Annotated in this window: 19 protein-coding genes; 5 read left to right on the forward strand and 14 right to left on the reverse strand. The window is 63.3% G+C overall.

Translation table 11 applies throughout. The annotated features are described in order from the left end of the window. Positions 1–423: 423 nt before the first annotated feature. The gene (locus LIW51_RS07040; protein ID WP_227376491.1) at positions 424–579 is read left to right on the forward strand and encodes a hypothetical protein; all 156 of its coding nucleotides are present in this window, start codon (positions 424–426) and stop codon (positions 577–579) included. Between the two features lie 194 nt (positions 580–773). On the opposite strand, the gene idsA3 is transcribed toward LIW51_RS07040, so the two are convergent. Together idsA3 and LIW51_RS07050 are read right to left on the reverse strand one after the other, a co-directional pair. Next, on the reverse strand, positions 774–1,829 hold the full coding sequence (gene idsA3 / locus LIW51_RS07045; protein WP_227376492.1) for a geranylfarnesyl diphosphate synthase: 1,056 nt from the start codon (positions 1,827–1,829) through the stop codon (positions 774–776). Position 1,830: 1 nt separating this feature from the next. Further along, a complete protein-coding gene (locus LIW51_RS07050; RefSeq protein WP_227376493.1) occupies positions 1,831–3,177 on the reverse strand; it encodes a ribonuclease J in 1,347 nt (448 codons plus the stop codon). A gap of 24 nt (positions 3,178–3,201) precedes the next feature. On the opposite strand from LIW51_RS07050, the gene LIW51_RS07055 reads away from it, so the two are divergent. Beyond that, on the forward strand, positions 3,202–3,360 hold the full coding sequence (locus tag LIW51_RS07055) for a hypothetical protein (RefSeq protein ID WP_227376494.1): 159 nt from the start codon (positions 3,202–3,204) through the stop codon (positions 3,358–3,360). A gap of 105 nt (positions 3,361–3,465) precedes the next feature. On the opposite strand, the gene LIW51_RS07060 is transcribed toward LIW51_RS07055, so the two are convergent. From LIW51_RS07060 to LIW51_RS07080, 5 genes are all read right to left on the reverse strand, one after another. Then, on the reverse strand, positions 3,466–4,593 hold the full coding sequence (locus tag LIW51_RS07060) for a methionine synthase (RefSeq protein WP_227376495.1): 1,128 nt from the start codon (positions 4,591–4,593) through the stop codon (positions 3,466–3,468). Next, the gene (locus LIW51_RS07065; protein ID WP_227376496.1) at positions 4,590–5,585 is read right to left on the reverse strand and encodes a 5-methyltetrahydropteroyltriglutamate--homocysteine methyltransferase; all 996 of its coding nucleotides are present in this window, start codon (positions 5,583–5,585) and stop codon (positions 4,590–4,592) included. Before LIW51_RS07065 ends, LIW51_RS07060 begins: the two co-directional genes overlap by 4 nt. A gap of 64 nt (positions 5,586–5,649) precedes the next feature. Then, positions 5,650–6,225, reverse strand: a complete 576-nt coding sequence (locus tag LIW51_RS07070) for a HemK2/MTQ2 family protein methyltransferase (RefSeq protein ID WP_227376497.1) — start codon at positions 6,223–6,225, stop codon at positions 5,650–5,652. Further along, positions 6,222–7,427, reverse strand: coding sequence for a mechanosensitive ion channel family protein (locus tag LIW51_RS07075; protein WP_227376498.1), 1,206 nt, complete (start codon positions 7,425–7,427; stop codon positions 6,222–6,224). The genes LIW51_RS07070 and LIW51_RS07075 overlap by 4 nt, the downstream gene beginning before the upstream one ends. Next, entirely contained in the window at positions 7,427–8,311 is an 885-nt protein-coding gene (locus LIW51_RS07080; protein ID WP_227376499.1) for a 16S ribosomal RNA methyltransferase A, read from the reverse strand. Before LIW51_RS07080 ends, LIW51_RS07075 begins: the two co-directional genes overlap by 1 nt. 114 nt (positions 8,312–8,425) lie before the next feature. Here LIW51_RS07080 and LIW51_RS07085 point away from each other — a divergent pair, with 114 nt between their 5' ends. Continuing rightward, complete coding sequence (locus tag LIW51_RS07085) at positions 8,426–8,749, forward strand: hypothetical protein (RefSeq protein WP_227376500.1); 324 nt, start codon at positions 8,426–8,428, stop codon at positions 8,747–8,749. 5 nt (positions 8,750–8,754) lie between these two features. On the opposite strand, the gene LIW51_RS07090 is transcribed toward LIW51_RS07085, so the two are convergent. The 3 genes from LIW51_RS07090 to LIW51_RS07100 are packed head-to-tail and all read right to left on the reverse strand — an operon-like array spanning position 8,755 to position 10,022. Continuing rightward, complete coding sequence (locus tag LIW51_RS07090) at positions 8,755–9,327, reverse strand: DUF655 domain-containing protein (protein WP_227376501.1); 573 nt, start codon at positions 9,325–9,327, stop codon at positions 8,755–8,757. Positions 9,328–9,370: 43 nt separating this feature from the next. Further along, on the reverse strand, positions 9,371–9,727 hold the full coding sequence (locus LIW51_RS07095; protein ID WP_227376502.1) for an RNA polymerase Rpb4 family protein: 357 nt from the start codon (positions 9,725–9,727) through the stop codon (positions 9,371–9,373). A gap of 4 nt (positions 9,728–9,731) precedes the next feature. Further along, positions 9,732–10,022, reverse strand: a complete 291-nt coding sequence (locus tag LIW51_RS07100; protein WP_227376503.1) for a 50S ribosomal protein L21e — start codon at positions 10,020–10,022, stop codon at positions 9,732–9,734. A gap of 241 nt (positions 10,023–10,263) precedes the next feature. On the opposite strand from LIW51_RS07100, the gene LIW51_RS07105 reads away from it, so the two are divergent. Then, a complete protein-coding gene (locus LIW51_RS07105; RefSeq protein WP_227376504.1) occupies positions 10,264–12,051 on the forward strand; it encodes an acetyl-CoA carboxylase biotin carboxylase subunit in 1,788 nt (595 codons plus the stop codon). A gap of 33 nt (positions 12,052–12,084) precedes the next feature. On the opposite strand, the gene LIW51_RS07110 is transcribed toward LIW51_RS07105, so the two are convergent. Further along, positions 12,085–12,474: a hypothetical protein gene (locus LIW51_RS07110; protein ID WP_227376505.1), complete on the reverse strand. Its 390-nt coding sequence runs from the start codon at positions 12,472–12,474 to the stop codon at positions 12,085–12,087. Between the two features lie 214 nt (positions 12,475–12,688). Here LIW51_RS07110 and LIW51_RS07115 point away from each other — a divergent pair, with 214 nt between their 5' ends. Continuing rightward, positions 12,689–13,606, forward strand: coding sequence for a biotin--[acetyl-CoA-carboxylase] ligase (locus LIW51_RS07115; RefSeq protein WP_227376506.1), 918 nt, complete (start codon positions 12,689–12,691; stop codon positions 13,604–13,606). Between the two features lie 24 nt (positions 13,607–13,630). Here the strand turns inward: LIW51_RS07115 and LIW51_RS07120 are convergent, their stop codons facing one another. The 3 genes from LIW51_RS07120 to LIW51_RS07130 form a co-directional block, all read right to left on the reverse strand. Then, a complete protein-coding gene (locus LIW51_RS07120) occupies positions 13,631–14,116 on the reverse strand; it encodes a universal stress protein (RefSeq protein WP_227376507.1) in 486 nt (161 codons plus the stop codon). Positions 14,117–14,200: 84 nt separating this feature from the next. After that, positions 14,201–15,214: an amidohydrolase family protein gene (locus LIW51_RS07125; protein ID WP_227376508.1), complete on the reverse strand. Its 1,014-nt coding sequence runs from the start codon at positions 15,212–15,214 to the stop codon at positions 14,201–14,203. A 59-nt stretch (positions 15,215–15,273) separates the two neighbouring features. Next, positions 15,274–16,497 (reverse strand): HD domain-containing protein, encoded by a 1,224-nt coding sequence (locus tag LIW51_RS07130; protein WP_227376509.1) that lies wholly within the window; start codon positions 16,495–16,497, stop codon positions 15,274–15,276. Positions 16,498–16,548: the final 51 nt, after the last annotated feature.

Below are 16,548 nucleotides of genomic sequence, written 5' to 3' on the forward strand. Positions count from 1 at the left end.
CCCTGATTATTCACCGATGACTATACGGCGGAACCTAAACAGAACACAAAGAGCGTAGCTTACATGAAAACAGGCGTGAACGATGAACGAATCATATACTGAACCGCTACTGGAGTATCAGACAGGATATTTACGTTTCAGTCGTCGCGATATCCGCTTTCCCGTTCCGTATTAGGAGGTGGACAGTAGTGATCATTCAATCCGGGTGGGTTTCTAACCGGAAATTGGTTCTCTCCACGGCGTTTCAAACACTCTCAACGATTCTTTGGGTTGAATACAAACCTCGGAGATGGAGTCGGTGGCGGCGCTAGCTACCCACTCCAGGGCTTGAGTGCGCCTTTCATGGGGGTAGTCAGGGCCGCCGGGAGAAAGAAAACTCGTAGTGTCTGTTTCATTTTCTTGAAACAGACACTACGAGTCTTGATGGCGTTCGTGTTAGTAACGACCGTGCTCGTCGGCGGTCTCGCGGGTCCTGTTGCAGCACAATCTAATGGCGATGACGACGGTGTTGAGCAGGAGCAAGAGCAAGGATCGAACAGGAAGTCGAAGATGACGATAATGACGACCGCCGCTAACTAATTCGGCTCATCGACGCGGTGCAATTTTTGCGACTCGACGTCACCCGACGGTGTCGGCGAAAAGGAGAAAGTCAAAGCCGAGGAGCGAAGAAGATATTCAACGCTGCCGACGTAAGCATTCCCCGACCACGCGATCCATCCCAATAGCAACCGGTGAGATGTCACTTTCGCCACACAAAAAATCAGTCGTCGCGGTCAGTGACCGCGTTCGATGAGATAGTCCGCGATCTGTTCGAGCAGGTGGCGCGACTCGTTCTCCGGCAGCACGTCGAGGTGGTCCTTCCCGCGTTGGACGAGTTCCTGCGCTTTCCCTTTCGCGTAATCGATGCTTCCTGCGTCTTCCAGTTGCTGAACCGCCTCTTCGATCTCCGCTTCGCTCACGTCGCCGACTTCGTCGGCTTCGACCAGCGAATCCACGTCGACGCCCTGCTTGCGTGCGTGGAGCGTGATGATGGTCTGTTTGTCCTCCACGAGATCGCTGCCGCGCTGTTTGCCGAGTTTATCGCTCGGTACGGTTAGGTCGAGCACGTCGTCCTGAATCTGGAACGCCCGGCCAACGTCAATGCCGTACCGATAGAGCGCCTCCGAGGTCTCCTCGTCGGCACCCAGTAAGACGGACGGAACGGTCGCCGCCGCCCCGTACAGTACGGCGGTCTTGTTCTCTATCATCTCGAGATACTCTTCGGGGAGTACGTCGGGTCGTTTCTCGAACGCGACGTCGAGCGCCTGTCCCTCGCAGATCTTCGTACAGGTGGATGCGAGCACGTCGAGCGCGCCGACACACCGCTCCGGCGTGGCGTCAGTTTCGAGCATGATCTCGAACGCCTTCGAGTAGAGGGTGTCTCCGGCCAAAATCGCCGTCTCGGTGTCGTAAGCACGGTGAACCGACGGAACGCCGCGGCGCAGGTCGTCGTCGTCCATGATGTCGTCGTGGATGAGCGTGAACGACTGGATAACCTCGATGCTCACCGCGGCGGCCATCACGTCCACCTCCGTCCCGTCGAGCGCCGGGAACTTCCGGTAGACTTCCGACATGGGTTCGACGTCCGCCAGCGCGTCCGCGACCAACAGGAGAACCGTCGGTCGAAGGCGTTTCCCGCCCGCGTCGAGCAGATACCGCGACGCTTCGTAGAGGCGCTCCGGTTCGACAATGGGAAGTTCCTCTTCGATGGCCTCGTTGACTAGCTCGCGGCGCTGTTCGACCGTCTGCGTGACGAGTTCTTCGCGTAGTTCCGTGCTCGCGTCAGTCATGTCAATCAACCAGCTGGATGAGGTTACCGTTCCGCGAGGCGTGGAGGTCTCGGCCGAGACGGTAACCTCGACTCTCACAAAGGTCGACGTACGGCGCGTACCCCCTCATGTTCTGGTGGGCCGGGATGACGTTCTGCGGTTGGAGCGTGTCGAGCATCTGGTAGTGTCCCTCCTCGCGGAGGTGGCCGGAGACGTGCACGTCGTCGTAGATTCGCGCACCCTGCATCTTCAGTAGACGCTCGGACTGGTAGCGCTGGCCCTCGTTCGTCGGTTCCGGAATGACTCGCGCGGAGAAGATGACCTTGTCGCCGTCCTCGAGCTGGTACGGCGTCTCGCCGCGACCCATCCGGGTCAGCATCGCGCGCGGTTCGCCTTGGTGGCCGGTCACGATGGGCAGGTAGTTCTCCTTGCCCTCCTTCATAATGCGCTTGAACGTTCGGTCGACCGACTTGCGGTGGCCGAACATACCCATGTTCTCAGGGAAGTCCACGAAGTTCAGGCGTTCCGCGGTTCCCGAGTACTTCTCCATCGAGCGTCCGAGCAGAACCGGAGTACGCCCGATATCCTGCGCAAACTCGACGAGGCTCGTCACGCGGGCGATGTGGCTGGAGAACGTGGTCGCCACGATGCCACCGTCGTAGTCCTGCATGCTGTAGAGCACGTCTTTCAGGTGACGGCGAGCGACCGCCTCGCTCGGCGTGCGACCCTTCCGACCCGCGTTCGTACAGTCCTCGATGTACGCGAGGACGCCGTTGCCCTCGCGTCCGATTTCGCGGAACCGATTCATGTCGATTGGGTCGCCGAGCACGGGCGTGTGATCCATGCGCTTGTCGAGTCCGTAGACGATAGCGCCCTCGGGCGTGTGAACGACGGGATTGATGGCGTCGATGATGGAGTGAGCGACGTTCACGAACTCCAGTTCGACGTTATCGCTCAGCTGGGTCGTCTCCCCGGCTTCCATCTTCACGAGGTCGTTCTCGACGCCGAACTTCTCCTCGCTCTGGATCTGCTGTTTCACCAGTTCGATAGTGAACGGCGAGGCGATGATGGGCGCGTTATACCGATGAGCCAGTTTGCTGAGCGCCCCGATGTGGTCCAAGTGACCGTGCGTGGGGACGATGGCTTTCACGTCGCCTTCGAGGTCGGACATGACCCGGTCGTCCGGAATCGCGCCCATGTCGATGAGGTCGAGACTGTGGAGTTTCTCGGTCTCCACGTTGTCGTGAAGCAGTACTTTCGACAGGTTCAGACCCATGTCGAAGATTACCACGTCGTCACCTGCGCGCACGGCAGTCATCTGCCGTCCAACTTCTTCGTAGCCGCCGATTGTTGCGATTTCGATTTCCATAGTTTGCTTTCCTTGAGCACTGAAATGCCACGCGGCGTGACGGTTGCGTTGCTCACTGAAACTCTCGCGGGGCCGCGAGCGTCAGACCCCGGCGTCTTACAGCACGTCGGTCCAGCACTCGCGCGCGGCGGGGCCGCAAACCCGCGAGTTGCCCAGTCTAGCCCCACCTACGCCCCCGGGTAATAAAAACTGCCGGGATTGCGCTCCACGCGAGCAGCTAGCAGGCGAAAAACTGTGGCATCTCCGAAATAGACCGTTCTTCAAACGTTGCTTCGCCGGTCGCTCGCGCTAGTCGTCCGCGCTGACGACTTCGCGGCCGACTTCGAGTTCTCCGGAATCCAACTCCGCCTCGACCTCCCGCGCGGCCCGCACCATGTTCGCCATCTTCCCGTAGGCCACCTCGCGCGGCAGGAGCTTCAGCCCGCAGTCGGGACTCACGGTCAGTCGCTCCGGCGGGACGATTTCGAGGCCCTTGCGGATGTTCGCCTTGATCTCCTCGACGCTCTCGACGGAGGCGTCGTGGGCGTCCGTCACGCCGAGCGCGAGGTTCGCCGCGAACTCCGGGTCGCGGAACACGTCCAGTTGGTCGTAATCGCCGTTGGCGAGTTCGAGGTCGAACTCGTCCACCGGGAACTCCAGTATTTCGGGGTAGATGCGCGAGTAGTCGCCGTAGCAGACGTGCAGGCCGAGGTACACGTCGTCTGGGATTCCGTCCGCGATGCGCTCCAGACACTCCCCGACGATGGCGTGGTCGTCCGGCGTCGTCGCCAGCGCAGGTTCGTCGATCTGGATGTAGCGCGCGCCGGCGTCGACCAGTTTCTCTATCTCCTCGTTCACGAGGTCGGCGAGGTCGTAAGCTAAAGACTCCTCGTCGTCGTAGGCTTCGTTGAAACTCCAACTCGCCAGCGTGTACGGTCCGGTGATCGGTACCTTCACAGGGCGCTCCGCCACCTCGCTCGTGAACTCGTACTCGTCCACCAGCCACGTCTCATCGTACTCGACTTCCGAGACGACGCTCGGTTTGTCGAAGTAGTTGTGGCCCCACACCTTCACCGGGCCGTTGAACTCGTAGCCCTCGATGCGGTGCGCGAAGAACTCGACCATCTCGTTGCGCCGCATCTCACCATCGACCACCACGTCGAGGCCCGCGCGCTCGTGTTCACGGGTGACGAGCCGCGAGGCGTCGTCCTGTGCCTCCTGCAACGCTTTCTCGTCGAAGTCAGCCTCGTCGTCTTCGTACAGGTCGCGCACTCTGTCCACCCACTTCGGTTTGGGGTAGCTTCCGACGACGGTGGTCAGGATGAAGTGTTCGTTGTCGTGGTCTGCGGGACGGAACTGGTCACGAACGTCGCTCTGCTCGCGTGAAGTTCCCTCTCGCTCGGCGTCTCGGGATTCCTCCGGAATCTCGCCGCTCATGCTTTCACCTCCTGTACCTGCGCCGCCTCGGCCAGCGCCGCGAGTTTCGCCTCGAACTTGTTGTACGGCAGGTAGAACGGCTCCGTGTTCGTCGTGAGGTAGGCGGTGTCGAACTCGTTCACCGGCGTGTTCTCCTCGAACCACTCGACGCGCTCTGCGATGGTCTTCGGCGACTCGACCAGCGTGTTCTGCCCGTCCGCGAGACCGAGCGCGACCGAGTCTTTCGTCCCGTACTCGTTGACGTTGTGCAGCGTCCCTTCGTGGTCGTTGACGAGGTCGTACCCCACCGCGTCTACATCGGCGTCGAGCAGGTGCGCGTGCACCTTCTCGTCGAGCGAACCCCAGTACGTGTGAACGACGACCTCGGCGTCGCTCGCGTTGACCACCGCGTCGATGGCCTCGCTGGCGCGAGCGTCCGTCCCATCGCCGGGTGGGTTCGTCACGAGCGACGGTTCGAGGAGGAACAGCGTCTCGACTTCGGGGAACGCCTCCACCTCGCCCGCCAAGAAATCGGCGACCCCCGCGAGGAACTCCTCGTCGTCGCCGTAGAACTCGTCGGTTGCGAGGTCGGCAAGCGAGTACGGACCGGGAAGAACCGCCTGTAAATCGTCGGTGAGTTCGGTCGCTGCCGCCAGTTCCGACGCCACGTCGCCGTCGAAGGTGAGTTCGTCTACCACAACGGGGTCGCGGTAGAAGTTGTTGTTGTCGTAGTAGCGGACGATACCGCGCGTCTCCACCGAATCGTGAACCGCGAGCGGGTGTGCGAGCATGTCGTCCCAGCGCAGTTGTCCCTCCACGACACGGTCGAGTCCGGCGTCCTGCTGTACCGCTACGACTTCGGCGCGGGCCTCGTCGTATATCTCCGTGAGTTCCGGCCCTTCGTCGCCGGAGATGAGGTCGTCTTTCTGGTGTCCTTTCACGTCGGAGAGGTCGTCTTTCGCCCAATCAGGAAGGGGAAAGATTCCCGGCGTCGTTGCGACACGTTCGGTCATGGTACCCGACCGTATGGTATGCCGGTGTTTAATATTTTCCATCCCAGAAAATTATCTCTAGTAATCAACGAACCAGCATCAGCACTGACAGCGTCTCGAAGGGGAACGACTCATCCCGGAGCGCGACCGCACCAAACCCGTTCTCGCTCGCTCGCGCGACGACTTCCTCCACGCCCGAAAGGCTACTGACGAGGATGAAGACCCTGCCGTCCGGCGCGAGCACTCGTCCGACCGAATCGAGGAACGGGTCGATGACCTCCCGGCCCGATTCGCCGCCCGAGAGCGCGCACTCCATCCAATCGTCGCGCTCCACGTCCGGGTCGGTCGGCAGGTACGGCGGGTTGAACAACACGGCGTCGAAGACGGCGTCCTGGAAGGGCGCGACCAAGTTCGCTCGAACCGCCTCGACGCCGCGCTCGCGCGCACGCTCGCAGGCGTGAGGATTCACGTCCGACCCGAGCACTCGGGCCGCCGTTTCGTCGGCGACGTGCTCCGCCACGTAACCCGACCCCGTCCCGACTTCGAGCACGAGTTCGTCCGCGTAAATCTCCCCCGCCACCACCTCGGCGAGCAAGTGCGAGTCCTCCGCCGGCTGGTACACCGCCGTTTCGACGCCGCGTCGCTCCGCGAGATCCGTCATGGTCGGTCGTCTCCGTCGTTTCCGTCGTCACCGTCGTCTCCGCCGGACGTTCGTGACTCGTCGGTCTCTTCTCCGCCGTCGGCCGTCGCACCGAGTTCGCGCCGGTTCCGTCCGGCGACCCGAAAGCCGCCGGTCTCCTCGCGCCCCGAGAGTTCGCGCTGGGGGTAGGGAATCTTGACTCCCTCGCGGTCGAACACCGTCTTGACCGCCCTGATGACCTCCGTCCGCGCGCGCCACTTTCGGCGCGCGCTGGGCTTGTCTATCCAGAATCGCAGGCCGAGCAGAACGGCGGAGTCGGCGAATTCCTTCGTCACGACCTCCGGCGACGGCACCGACAGCACGTCATCCGGTTCCTTCGTCGCCTCCTTCGCTAGCTCGCTGGCCCGCTCGACGTCCGTCTCGTAATCGACGCCCACGTCGACCTCCAGTCGCAGGCGACCTTTCCGACTTCGGTTGATGATGGTGCTCCCGCCGACCACGTCATTCGGGATCATCACGAACTCGCCGTCGAACGTCTGGATTCGCGTATTGACGATGGAGATGTCCGTCACGATTCCTTCCCGGTCTTCGATCTCCACCCAGTCGCCGATCTCGAACGGGCGGGCGAACATCAGCATGAACCCCGCCAGCACCGACCCGAGCGTCTGGCGGGCGGCCATCCCGACGACGATGCCGAGGAACCCCGCGCCGACGAGCAGGCCGGTGAGGTTTACTTCCCAGACGCTGAGCACGGCCGCGAACCCGACGACGTACACGGAAAGCTGCGCGACGCGAATCATCATCTGACTCTGGTGCTGAGAGAGGGTATCGTGTCGCCGCGTCATGCCCTCGATGGCTTGGCGGGTTACGCCCGCGATGACGTACGCGACGGCGAGCGTCGCGACGGTCAAAGCGACCTTGATGCCGGTCCACTTCCTCAGCAAGTCGTTCAACCACTTCTCCCAATCGACGGCGAAGATGATCGCCGTGTCGACCACTTCCCAGAGAAACAGCACCGTCACGCCTGCAAGCGCGAGAAACACGGTGACGGAACCGACCACGATGATGTTCGCTAGTGCGTCCGGCATCTTTTCCTGCAACCCCGGCCGCAACCGCCACGCGAGGAAGAGACCCGCGCCGACGGCGATGACGACGAACGCCGTGATGAACAACCGCACGTCGAGCATGGTGAGGTTGCCGATCTGCTTGACCCACTGTGTCATCAGCCACCACCCCGTCCGTGCTCGTTCGCTATCTGCGCCATCGCGGCGAACTGCGCGGGAGCGACCTTCCCGGCGCGCTTCCGAAGGATATCGTCTTCGAGCGCGTCGGAGTCGGGGACTTCGAGCGCGTCGACCACCGCGTCGGGGTCGTCCAGTCCAGAGATGTGGGCCGTGTTGCGAATCGCGTTTCGAATCGTCTTCCGACGCTGCGTGAAGACGGCCTTCACGAAGTCGAGGAAGAACGCCTCGTCGTCCACCTCGTAGTCCGGTTTTCGCGGGGTCGTGCGGACGATGGCGCTTGACACCTCCGGTTGGGGCGCGAACGCCTCGCGCGGGACGCGCTCTACGACTTCCACGTCGGCGTAGTGTTGGGCCGTCACGGAGAGTCGGCCATAGTCGTCGCTCCCGACCTCGGCGGCCATGCGCTCGGCGAACTCCTGCTGGAACATCAATACCATCGGTTTCCCGCGCGGGAGCAGACGAAACGCGATTTCGCTGGAGATGCCGTACGGGAGGTTGGCGACGCAGGCGGTGAAATCGGGCAGTTCGATATCCAAGGCGTCGCCCTCCACGACCGTCAGTCGCTCCGCATCGCACTCCTCTCGGAACTCCCGTCGCAGGAACTCGGCGAACTTCGAGTCGTGCTCGACCACCGTCACGCGGTCGGCGACCGCGAGCAGGCGGTCGGTCAGCACGCCCGGCCCGCCCCCGATTTCGAGGACGTGCGAGAGATCCATCTCCTCGGCGTACCCCGGTATGCGGTCGACGACTCGGTCGTCCACGAGGAAGTGCTGGTCGCGGTTCGGGTCGCCCCGAACGCCGGCCCGTCGGATGAGGGCGTCGGGGTCTCTCGTGCCGTGTTCCTCTCGTGGCGCGCGTCCCATCGTTGTTGCGGTGTAACGGAGCGACCGGCGTAAACCCACCGAGTCGCGGTCGGAACCGGCCGCCATCCTTACTAAGTTAACGACCGAACGGTCGGGACGAAGGGAGGATAAGAGATGGGTCGACGAGATCCGGTTACCCCCGAATACGTGACGTGGAACATCGACCACGACGAGTACAATCGCGCCGAGTACGTGGGTGTGATGGGCGAAGGCCATCCCGTCTTCTACGATCCGGAGAAGCGTTCGACGTTCAGGGGTAGAGCGCACCCCGAAGACGAACGAATCACGCCGGTCGAAGGCTCGGAGGAATCACTCGGTGTCGAGGAGACCGTCGGGGAGGCTATCGAACGACTCGGCGAGAAGACGGGATGGGAATCGCTCTCGGAGTTCGCGCGCGAACATTTGGAAAGCGACGACCGGAAGAACGAATCGAACTGAAAGCGCTACTCGCGTCGGGCGAACGTCCGATACTTCAGATCGTCCGCCCGAATCTCTTCGATAATCCGTTCGACCAGCACGTCCTCCGGGTTGTGAAGCCCGGCGACGCGGTCTTCGAGGTCCTCGAAGCTCTCGAACGGTTGACGCTTTCGCGCTTCGAGCACGTTGTTCCGCAGTTTCTTCCCGATACCCGGGAGCAGATTCAACTGGTGGAGTCGGAGGGTGATGGGCTGTGCGTCGTTGTAGAAGTCCACGAAGCGCCGTTCGTCCCTCTCGACGATATCCACCACGGCGTGTTCGAGCTCCGACTGCGCGGCCGCCGAGAGGTCGCCATACTCGATCTCGTGCACGTTCTCGATACCCTCGCGGTCTTCCGGCGGTTCGACGGTGACGCTGTCGCCGATTCCGATACTCCCATCCTGTTCGAGCGTGAGTTTTAGCAGGCGAAAGTCGGACTCGGTCAGTGCGTACGCGAGCGGCTCCTTCTGGTACCGAGGACGGTCGTCGTCCGCCCTGCCGTGCGGCAGAAAGTCGAGCACCACGGCCACCGCTTCGCGGCCACTCTCGGATTCACTCATTGCCCCGTGATACGGCGACGAGTAACTTAAAGAGTCGGTCAGGTTACTCGTACTTCGCCACGACGTTCAGTATCTCGTCCAGTTCGTCACCGGAGAGGGTGAACCGCTCCTGCGCGTAGATAGCCCGGAGTTCGTCGCGGTCTTTCGGCAGGAGGTCGGTGATCTTGAACGCCGTCGGCTCGTCCACCTTATCCAGTTCGAGCAGTTCCTCCACCAGTTCCTGTGACTCCTCGGCGTCGAGTACCGCGAACCGATTGACGTGTTCGATGGCGCGCGATAGGTTATACGGCATCTCGCGGGTCTCGTCCATCGCGCGTTCGTACTCGATGTCCGCGAGCAGTTCTTTCGCCTCCGCGGTGGTGAGATACTCCTCGCCGAGCTTTTCCTTGAAGATGGTCATGGGGTTACTCCTGCGCGCGGAGGTGTGCGGGCTTGACGATGAGGGTCTTGTCCTTGCCGCCGTCGTTGATGACGACTTTGTAGGCTTTGCCCTGCCGATCCTCGACTTCGCCGGTTCGACCGTCGAAGCGCGGGTGGAAGCGACCGTCGCGGACGCTCGGGTCGAGTTTGAGGTGGACTTTCTGTCCGGTCTCGAACTGCTGGACGGCGCGCTGTGGCGGCGAAGTGCCGCGGTCTCGAGGGTTGTTCGACAACTTTTCGCGGGTGCTGTGGTACGGTCCGTGCGAGCTCGGCATAGTCGTACGACGCTCTTATTCGGTGACGGTTATAAAACGTACGTTCTGCGGTCGCCACGATGGGTTATTTCGGAGCGTTCACGGACACGGTTTTGTCCGTAACGACTCTTCGTCCGTAACGACCTGCGCCGGTGCGGTCGCTCACTCCTGTCAACCCGGCTTCAGTGGCTCGTTGACAGCCACGACTACGAGATAAGAACCGACAGAATGAGGTAACCCACCCGAATACTCTCTCGCAAGAATGTTCGACAAGGTTCTCGTCGCCAATCGCGGGGAGATCGCGGTTCGCGTGATGCGCGCCTGCGAGGAACTCGGAATCGACACCGTCGCCGTCTACAGCGACGCCGACCGAAACGCCGGCCACGTCCGCTACGCCGACGAAGCGTACAACGTCGGCCCGGCGCGGGCGGCCGACTCGTACCTCGACCAGGAGGCCATCGTCGACGCCGCGGAGAAAGCCGGCGCGGACGCCATCCACCCCGGCTACGGCTTCCTCGCGGAGAACGCCGATTTCGCCGCGAAGGTCGAAGCCGCGGACAGCGTGACGTGGATTGGACCGACCAGCGACTCGATGGAGCAACTCGGCGAGAAGACGAAGGCCCGCAAGGTGATGCGAGGGGCCGACGTACCCATCGTTCCGGGGACGACCGACCCCGTCACCGACCCCGAGGAGGTACACGAGTTCGGCGAAGAGCACGGCTATCCCATCGCCATCAAAGCCGAGGGCGGCGGCGGGGGGCGCGGAATGAAAGTCGTCCGCACGGAAGACGAGGTCGAAGAGCAATTCGAATCCGCACGGCGCGAGGGGGAGGCGTACTTCGACAACGACTCGGTCTACCTCGAACGCTACCTCGAACGACCGCGCCACATCGAGGTGCAGATCATCGCCGACCAGCACGGTAACGTCCGCCATCTCGGCGAGCGCGACTGTTCACTTCAGCGCCGTCACCAGAAGGTTATCGAGGAAGGACCGTCGCCCGCGCTCTCGGACGCGCTCCGGGAAGAGATCGGAGAAGCGGCGCGGCAGGGCGTGAAGGCGTCCGAGTACGTCAACGCCGGAACCGTGGAGTTCCTAGTGGAGGACGGTGAGTTCTTCTTCCTCGAAGTGAACACCCGCATCCAGGTCGAACACTGCGTCACCGAGGAGTTGACGGGTATCGACATCGTGAAGTGGCAGATTCAAGTCGCGGAGGGCGAGGAACTCGACTTCGCGCAGGACGACGTGGAACTGGAGGGCCACGCGATGGAGTTCCGCATCAACGCCGAGAATGCGGCGGAGGACTTCGCGCCCGCCCGCGGCGGCACGCTCGACGTGTACGACCCGCCGGGGGGTATCGGCGTTCGCCTCGACGACGCGCTCCGGCAGGGCGACGACCTCGTGACGGATTACGACTCGATGATAGCGAAACTCATCGTCCACGGTTCGAACCGCGAGGAGTGTCTCACTCGCGGTCGTCGCGCGTTGGCGGAGTACGACATCGAGGGCGTCGTCACCATCATCCCCTTCCACCGGGTGATGCTCGAAGACGAGGCGTTCGTCTCCGGCGAACACACGACGAAATACTTGGACGAACATCTCGACGAGGAGCGGGTCGCAGAGGCCCAAGAGAAGTGGGGTTCGACCGAAGCGTCGAGCGACGACGAGGAACCCGTCGAACGCGAGTTCACGGTCGAGGTCAACGGGAAGCGGTTCGAGGTCAACCTCGAAGAGCGCGGCGAGGCGGCGACGGTTCCCGCGAACGCCAACTCGGGCGGCCAGAAGCCCAAACCGGCGGGCGGAAGCGGCGGCAACGGCGAAACCGTCGTGGACGCCGAGGGCGAGACGGTCTCCGCCGAGATGCAGGGAACCATCCTCGACGTGAGGGTCGAGGAAGGTGACGAGATTCAGCCCGGCGACGTGGTCTGCGTCCTCGAAGCGATGAAGATGGAAAACGACGTGGTCGCCTCGCGGGGCGGCACGGTCACGCAGGTCGCGGTCAGCGAGGGCGAGAGCGTCGATATGGGCGACGTGCTCGTCGTCGTGGACTGAGAAGGGAACTAAATTTTCACCGTTCCGGCTCGTTCAGGCCCCGTCACCGGTAACCGTCTCCGAAAGCGGCTCGACGCGAAAAACGTATTCCGCGTAGACCCCGTCGAGATTCGCGGGATGCTCTTCGGCGGTGTGCTCCCGACACAAGAGAGCTTTCGCCTCGACGGCACCCTGTCCCGTTTCCTCTTGATATCGTTCGAGGACGGCAAACACCGCCGGCTCGTCGCAACCGCGACGGTGACATCGGCTAGGAGAGTCCGGATTTTCGTCTTCCTCGCGTCGAACCCCACCAACCCCGTCCGAATCGTCGCGTGGCGGTTCGGCTTCGTCGGCGCGTTCGCGCGCTTCGTCGAGTTCCCGCTCCCGCTGACGCTTCTCCGCGTCGTGGGCTCGCTTGTTCCGGCCTTTTTTCGTGTCTGCCATACTCTAACGTGGTGGGCAACGGAGATAATGTTGTGGTCGCTCGTCGGTACTCTCCCGAGTGCGCCCGAATCACCTTTCAGCATCACCTTCGGATATCGGGAGCTACGCGCCGGTATCGGCCACGGCTCCGCGTTTTCTCGCCGTCGGGGTCCGCCATCGTTTTTCGTCGCCGCCAAACGCACGATTTTTGTCGTAACTCGCCCTATCGCGGAACATGAACGACACGCGCCGGGCCGTCTTGGACGCCCTCGCCGACGGCCCGATATCCGGCCCGGAACTCGCAAACCGTCTCGACGTGTCCCGAAACGCGGTCTGGAAGCACGTCGAAGCGCTCCGCGAGGCGGGGTTCGAAATCGAGACCGCCAACACGGGCTACGTCCTCAGCGAGATTCCGGAGTTCGGCCCCACGGTCGAGTACGGACTCGACGCTCCCTTCGAGGTCGAGTACCACGAATCTATCGAGAGCACGAACGACCGAGCGCGGGAACTCGCGGCGGACGGAGCGGAAGACGTGGTCGTGCTGGCCGACGAGCAGGTCGGGGGTCGAGGCCGCCTCGACCGCGAGTGGGTCGGCCCGTCCGGCGGCGTCTGGACGAGCCTCGTCCTCCGACCGAACCTGCCGCCGGCGCACGCCCCGCTGCTGACGCTCGCCGCCGCGGTCGCCGTGACGCGGGCGGCACGGGAGGCGGGCGTCCCGGCGGAAATCAAGTGGCCGAACGACGTTCTCGTGGGGAAAGAGAAACTCGCGGGGGTCCTCACCGAGATGGAAGGCGAAGCGGACCGCGTCTCGTGGGTCGTCGTCGGAATCGGCGTGAACGTCAACGTCCCTGGAGCGTCGCTCCCCGAGGATGCGACGAGCGTGCAGGAGTCGGCAGGGAGCGTCAATCGCCGAATCTTCGTCCAACGCCTGCTGGAAGAGTTCGATGCGCTTCGCGCAGACACCGACGAGGTGCTTCCGGCATGGCGCGAAAACGCGGCGACGCTCGGACAACGAGTCAGGGTCGAAACGCGGGACGGAGAAGTGGTCGGAAAAGCGGTCGACGTCGTGCCGCCCGGCGCGCTCGTCGTGGAGACCGACGACGGAGAAGTCCGCGTTCACGCGGGCGACTGCGAACACCTCCGTCCCGTCTGAGCACTCCCGCCCCGCCCGCTCCGTCTAACTGCTCCCCTTCGCCCCTTCGCTCGCCTCGGTTTTCGGCGAGTTCTCGTCCGTGCCGACTCGAACGGTGAGCACCGGAACGGTGGAGGCGCGGACGACGCGCTCCGCGACGCTTCCGAGCAGGAGGCGGTCGATGCCGCCGCGTCCGTGGGTACCCATCACGATGAGGTCGAAACCGCCCTGTTCCGCGTATCGAACGATCTCCCGGTTCGGCGGCCCTTCCACGAGATGGGTCGTGAGCGACACGTCGTAGCGGTCTGCGACGCGACGCACGTCTTCGAGCGCGGATTCGCCTTCCTCCTGAAGCATGTCGTTGATTCCCTCCCACGACGTTTCCATTGGGAGGCTGGCGAACGTCGCCGAGTTGACGACGTAGATCGCGTGCAGTTCCGCCCCGTGCGCCTCGGCCAGTTCGGCGGCGTGTTCGACTACGCGCGCGGTCTCCGCCGAGCCGTCGGTCGGCACGAGAATTCGGTCGTACATGGATACGTTACCGAATAGCACGGTTCGTGTTGTCTTAACTTGTTTGGTATCTTTGACCTTCGAACCGAAGTCGCCGAGGAGCCTCTACAGCAGTACGTCCTTCACGTCGGTCGCACCTGCGCGGCGGACGATCGCGCGGATTACGTTCCGACTTCCGACGAGGTTGTCCGAATCGCCGTCAAGGACGAGCAGTTTCGCGTCCCGACCCGGTTCGACGACGCCGCAGTTCAGTCCCGCGATCTGTGCGCCGTTCCGTGTCGCCATCCGGAGCACCTCCCGCGAGGACGCTTTGGTCAGTTTCGCCACGAACTCCATCTCCCGAAACATCGACGGACTGTTCAACATCACGTTGTCCGTCCCGAGCGCGACCGTCGTTCTGTCGAGCAATTCCCGAATCGGCGGTAGACCGACGTCGGTGACGAGATTCGAACGCGGGCAGACCGCGACGGGAATCTCGCTGTCCTCGATTCGGTCGAGGTGGAGCGGTTCCGGGTGGACGACGTGGACGAGGAAGTTCGGCGAGAGGTCGAGCGCTGGGTTGATGTCGCTGGAATCGACCTCCCCCGCGTGGATGCCGAACAGCTTTCCCGCCCGAGCGGTTGCGTTGCGTTCGTGCCCGAAATCCGCGTCGTTCGCGCCGCTCGCCCCGAATCCGTCCCCGGCCTCCATCGCTTCGACCGACTCGCGCCCGAGGATGACCGGGTCGATATCGAGTCCTTTGACCGCCTCCCGTAGCGCGAAGACGCCCTCGACGCCGCCTTCGCGGAATTCGAGAAACGACGCCGTCCCCGTCCGCTGCATGAACCGCACCGACCGGCGCATCGCTTCGACCTTCTCCGCTCGGGTCGCGTCGCGGAGCAGTCGGTGTTTCAGTCCGTCCGGAGGTGCGACGAGTTCTTCGAGCGAGAGGCCCGCACCCGCCTCTTTTGCGATGGAGTCGCCGATGTGCGTGTGGGCGTTGACGAACGCAGGGAGGATTACGTCCGACGACGAGACGGACTCCTCTTCGATAGCCGTTATCGTACCGTCTTCGACCACCACGCGACCTTCGACGGGGTCGAAGTTCGGGCCGCGCAGTATCGTACCCTCCACGAGCATGCGTGGGAGTTGTCAGTACCGGGTCTTAAACTCCCCGTCGCAGTTCGGGAGCGGGGTAGCTACTCGAAGTCGTCCAACGTCGTCCTGACGCCGGTTCGAACGTCGCTGACGAGCGTCCCATCGGTGGCGAGTCCGAGCACGCGCTCCGCCGCGAGTCCGACCTGCTCCGTCTCGTCCGCCGGCGCGTAGACGCCCAATCGCCACTGGTCGCGCTGGACTCGCTGGAGAGCTCTGACGAGCGTCGACTGTTGGGCGAGCGGTCGGACTTCGCCGTTGACGATGACGCGCGACGATGACTCGGTCATCTGCGGGCGACCCGGAACGTCGAGGATGACCGACTCCGAGTCCACCCCCGCGCTCTCGGCGATGTCGGCTTCGTGGTCGCGCACGGTCTCGTGGTCAGCGTCAATAACGTCGTCGGGTACGTCCGCCATCTCCGCCCAGACGGCGCGCTTGTAGAGGTCGCGGTCGGAGAGGCGGCGCGCGAATTCGGCGGTGTCCGGGTTCGTCCGGAGCGCGACGAGCAGGTCGTGGTCGTCCATCCGGCGCAACTTCTCAGCGTCGACGTCCGGGGCGTCGAGGAGTCGTTCGCTCGCGCGCTGGAGCATCGACTTGCTGATGCGCGTGACGTGGTGGTTGTAGACCGTCGGGTTCATCAGCGCGCGAGCGACGAGCAGGCTCTCCGCGGTCTGGACGTTCCCCTCCGCGAGCACCAGTTCACCGTCGAGGAAGGTCAGCTCGCGGACGAGGCGCTCGTGGTCGATGGTGCCGTAGGGAACGCCCGTGTGGTGGGCGTCGCGGACGAGGTAGTCCATCCTGTCCACGTCGAGTTCACCGGAAACGACCTGCCCGAGTTCCCCTTCGCCCGCGATGAGTCCTGCGACGGTGTCGGGGTCTAAATCGTGCGCCCGGAGCACGTCGCCGACCTCCGACTCGGTGAGGAGGTCGTGCACGTCGTCGTGATACTTGCCCGTGTGGCGGTGGATGAGGTCCTCGATGGTGTGGCTGTAGGGGGAGTGGCCGACGTCGTGCAGGATGGCGGCGGCGCGGACGCGTTCGGCCTGTACGCCCTCGATGCCGAGGCTGTCGAGGGCTCCGCACGCGAGGTGGTAGACGCCGAGGCTGTGTTCGAATCGGGTGTGGTTCGCGGAGGGATAGACGAGGCGAGCCGTGCCGAGTTGTGTGATGTGGCGAAGTCGCTGGACTGCGGGAGTGTCGAGCAAGTCCCGCGTGACGCCGACCACGTCGATGTGGTCGTGAACGCTGTCCTTGATGGTCTTCATTGTGACGTGTTTCGGTCGTCGTGGTATAAAAACCGAAGGACGAGGGTTTAT

The organism is Haladaptatus halobius, from assembly GCF_020618475.1.
Taxonomy (GTDB): Archaea; Halobacteriota; Halobacteria; order Halobacteriales; family Haladaptataceae; genus Haladaptatus; species Haladaptatus halobius.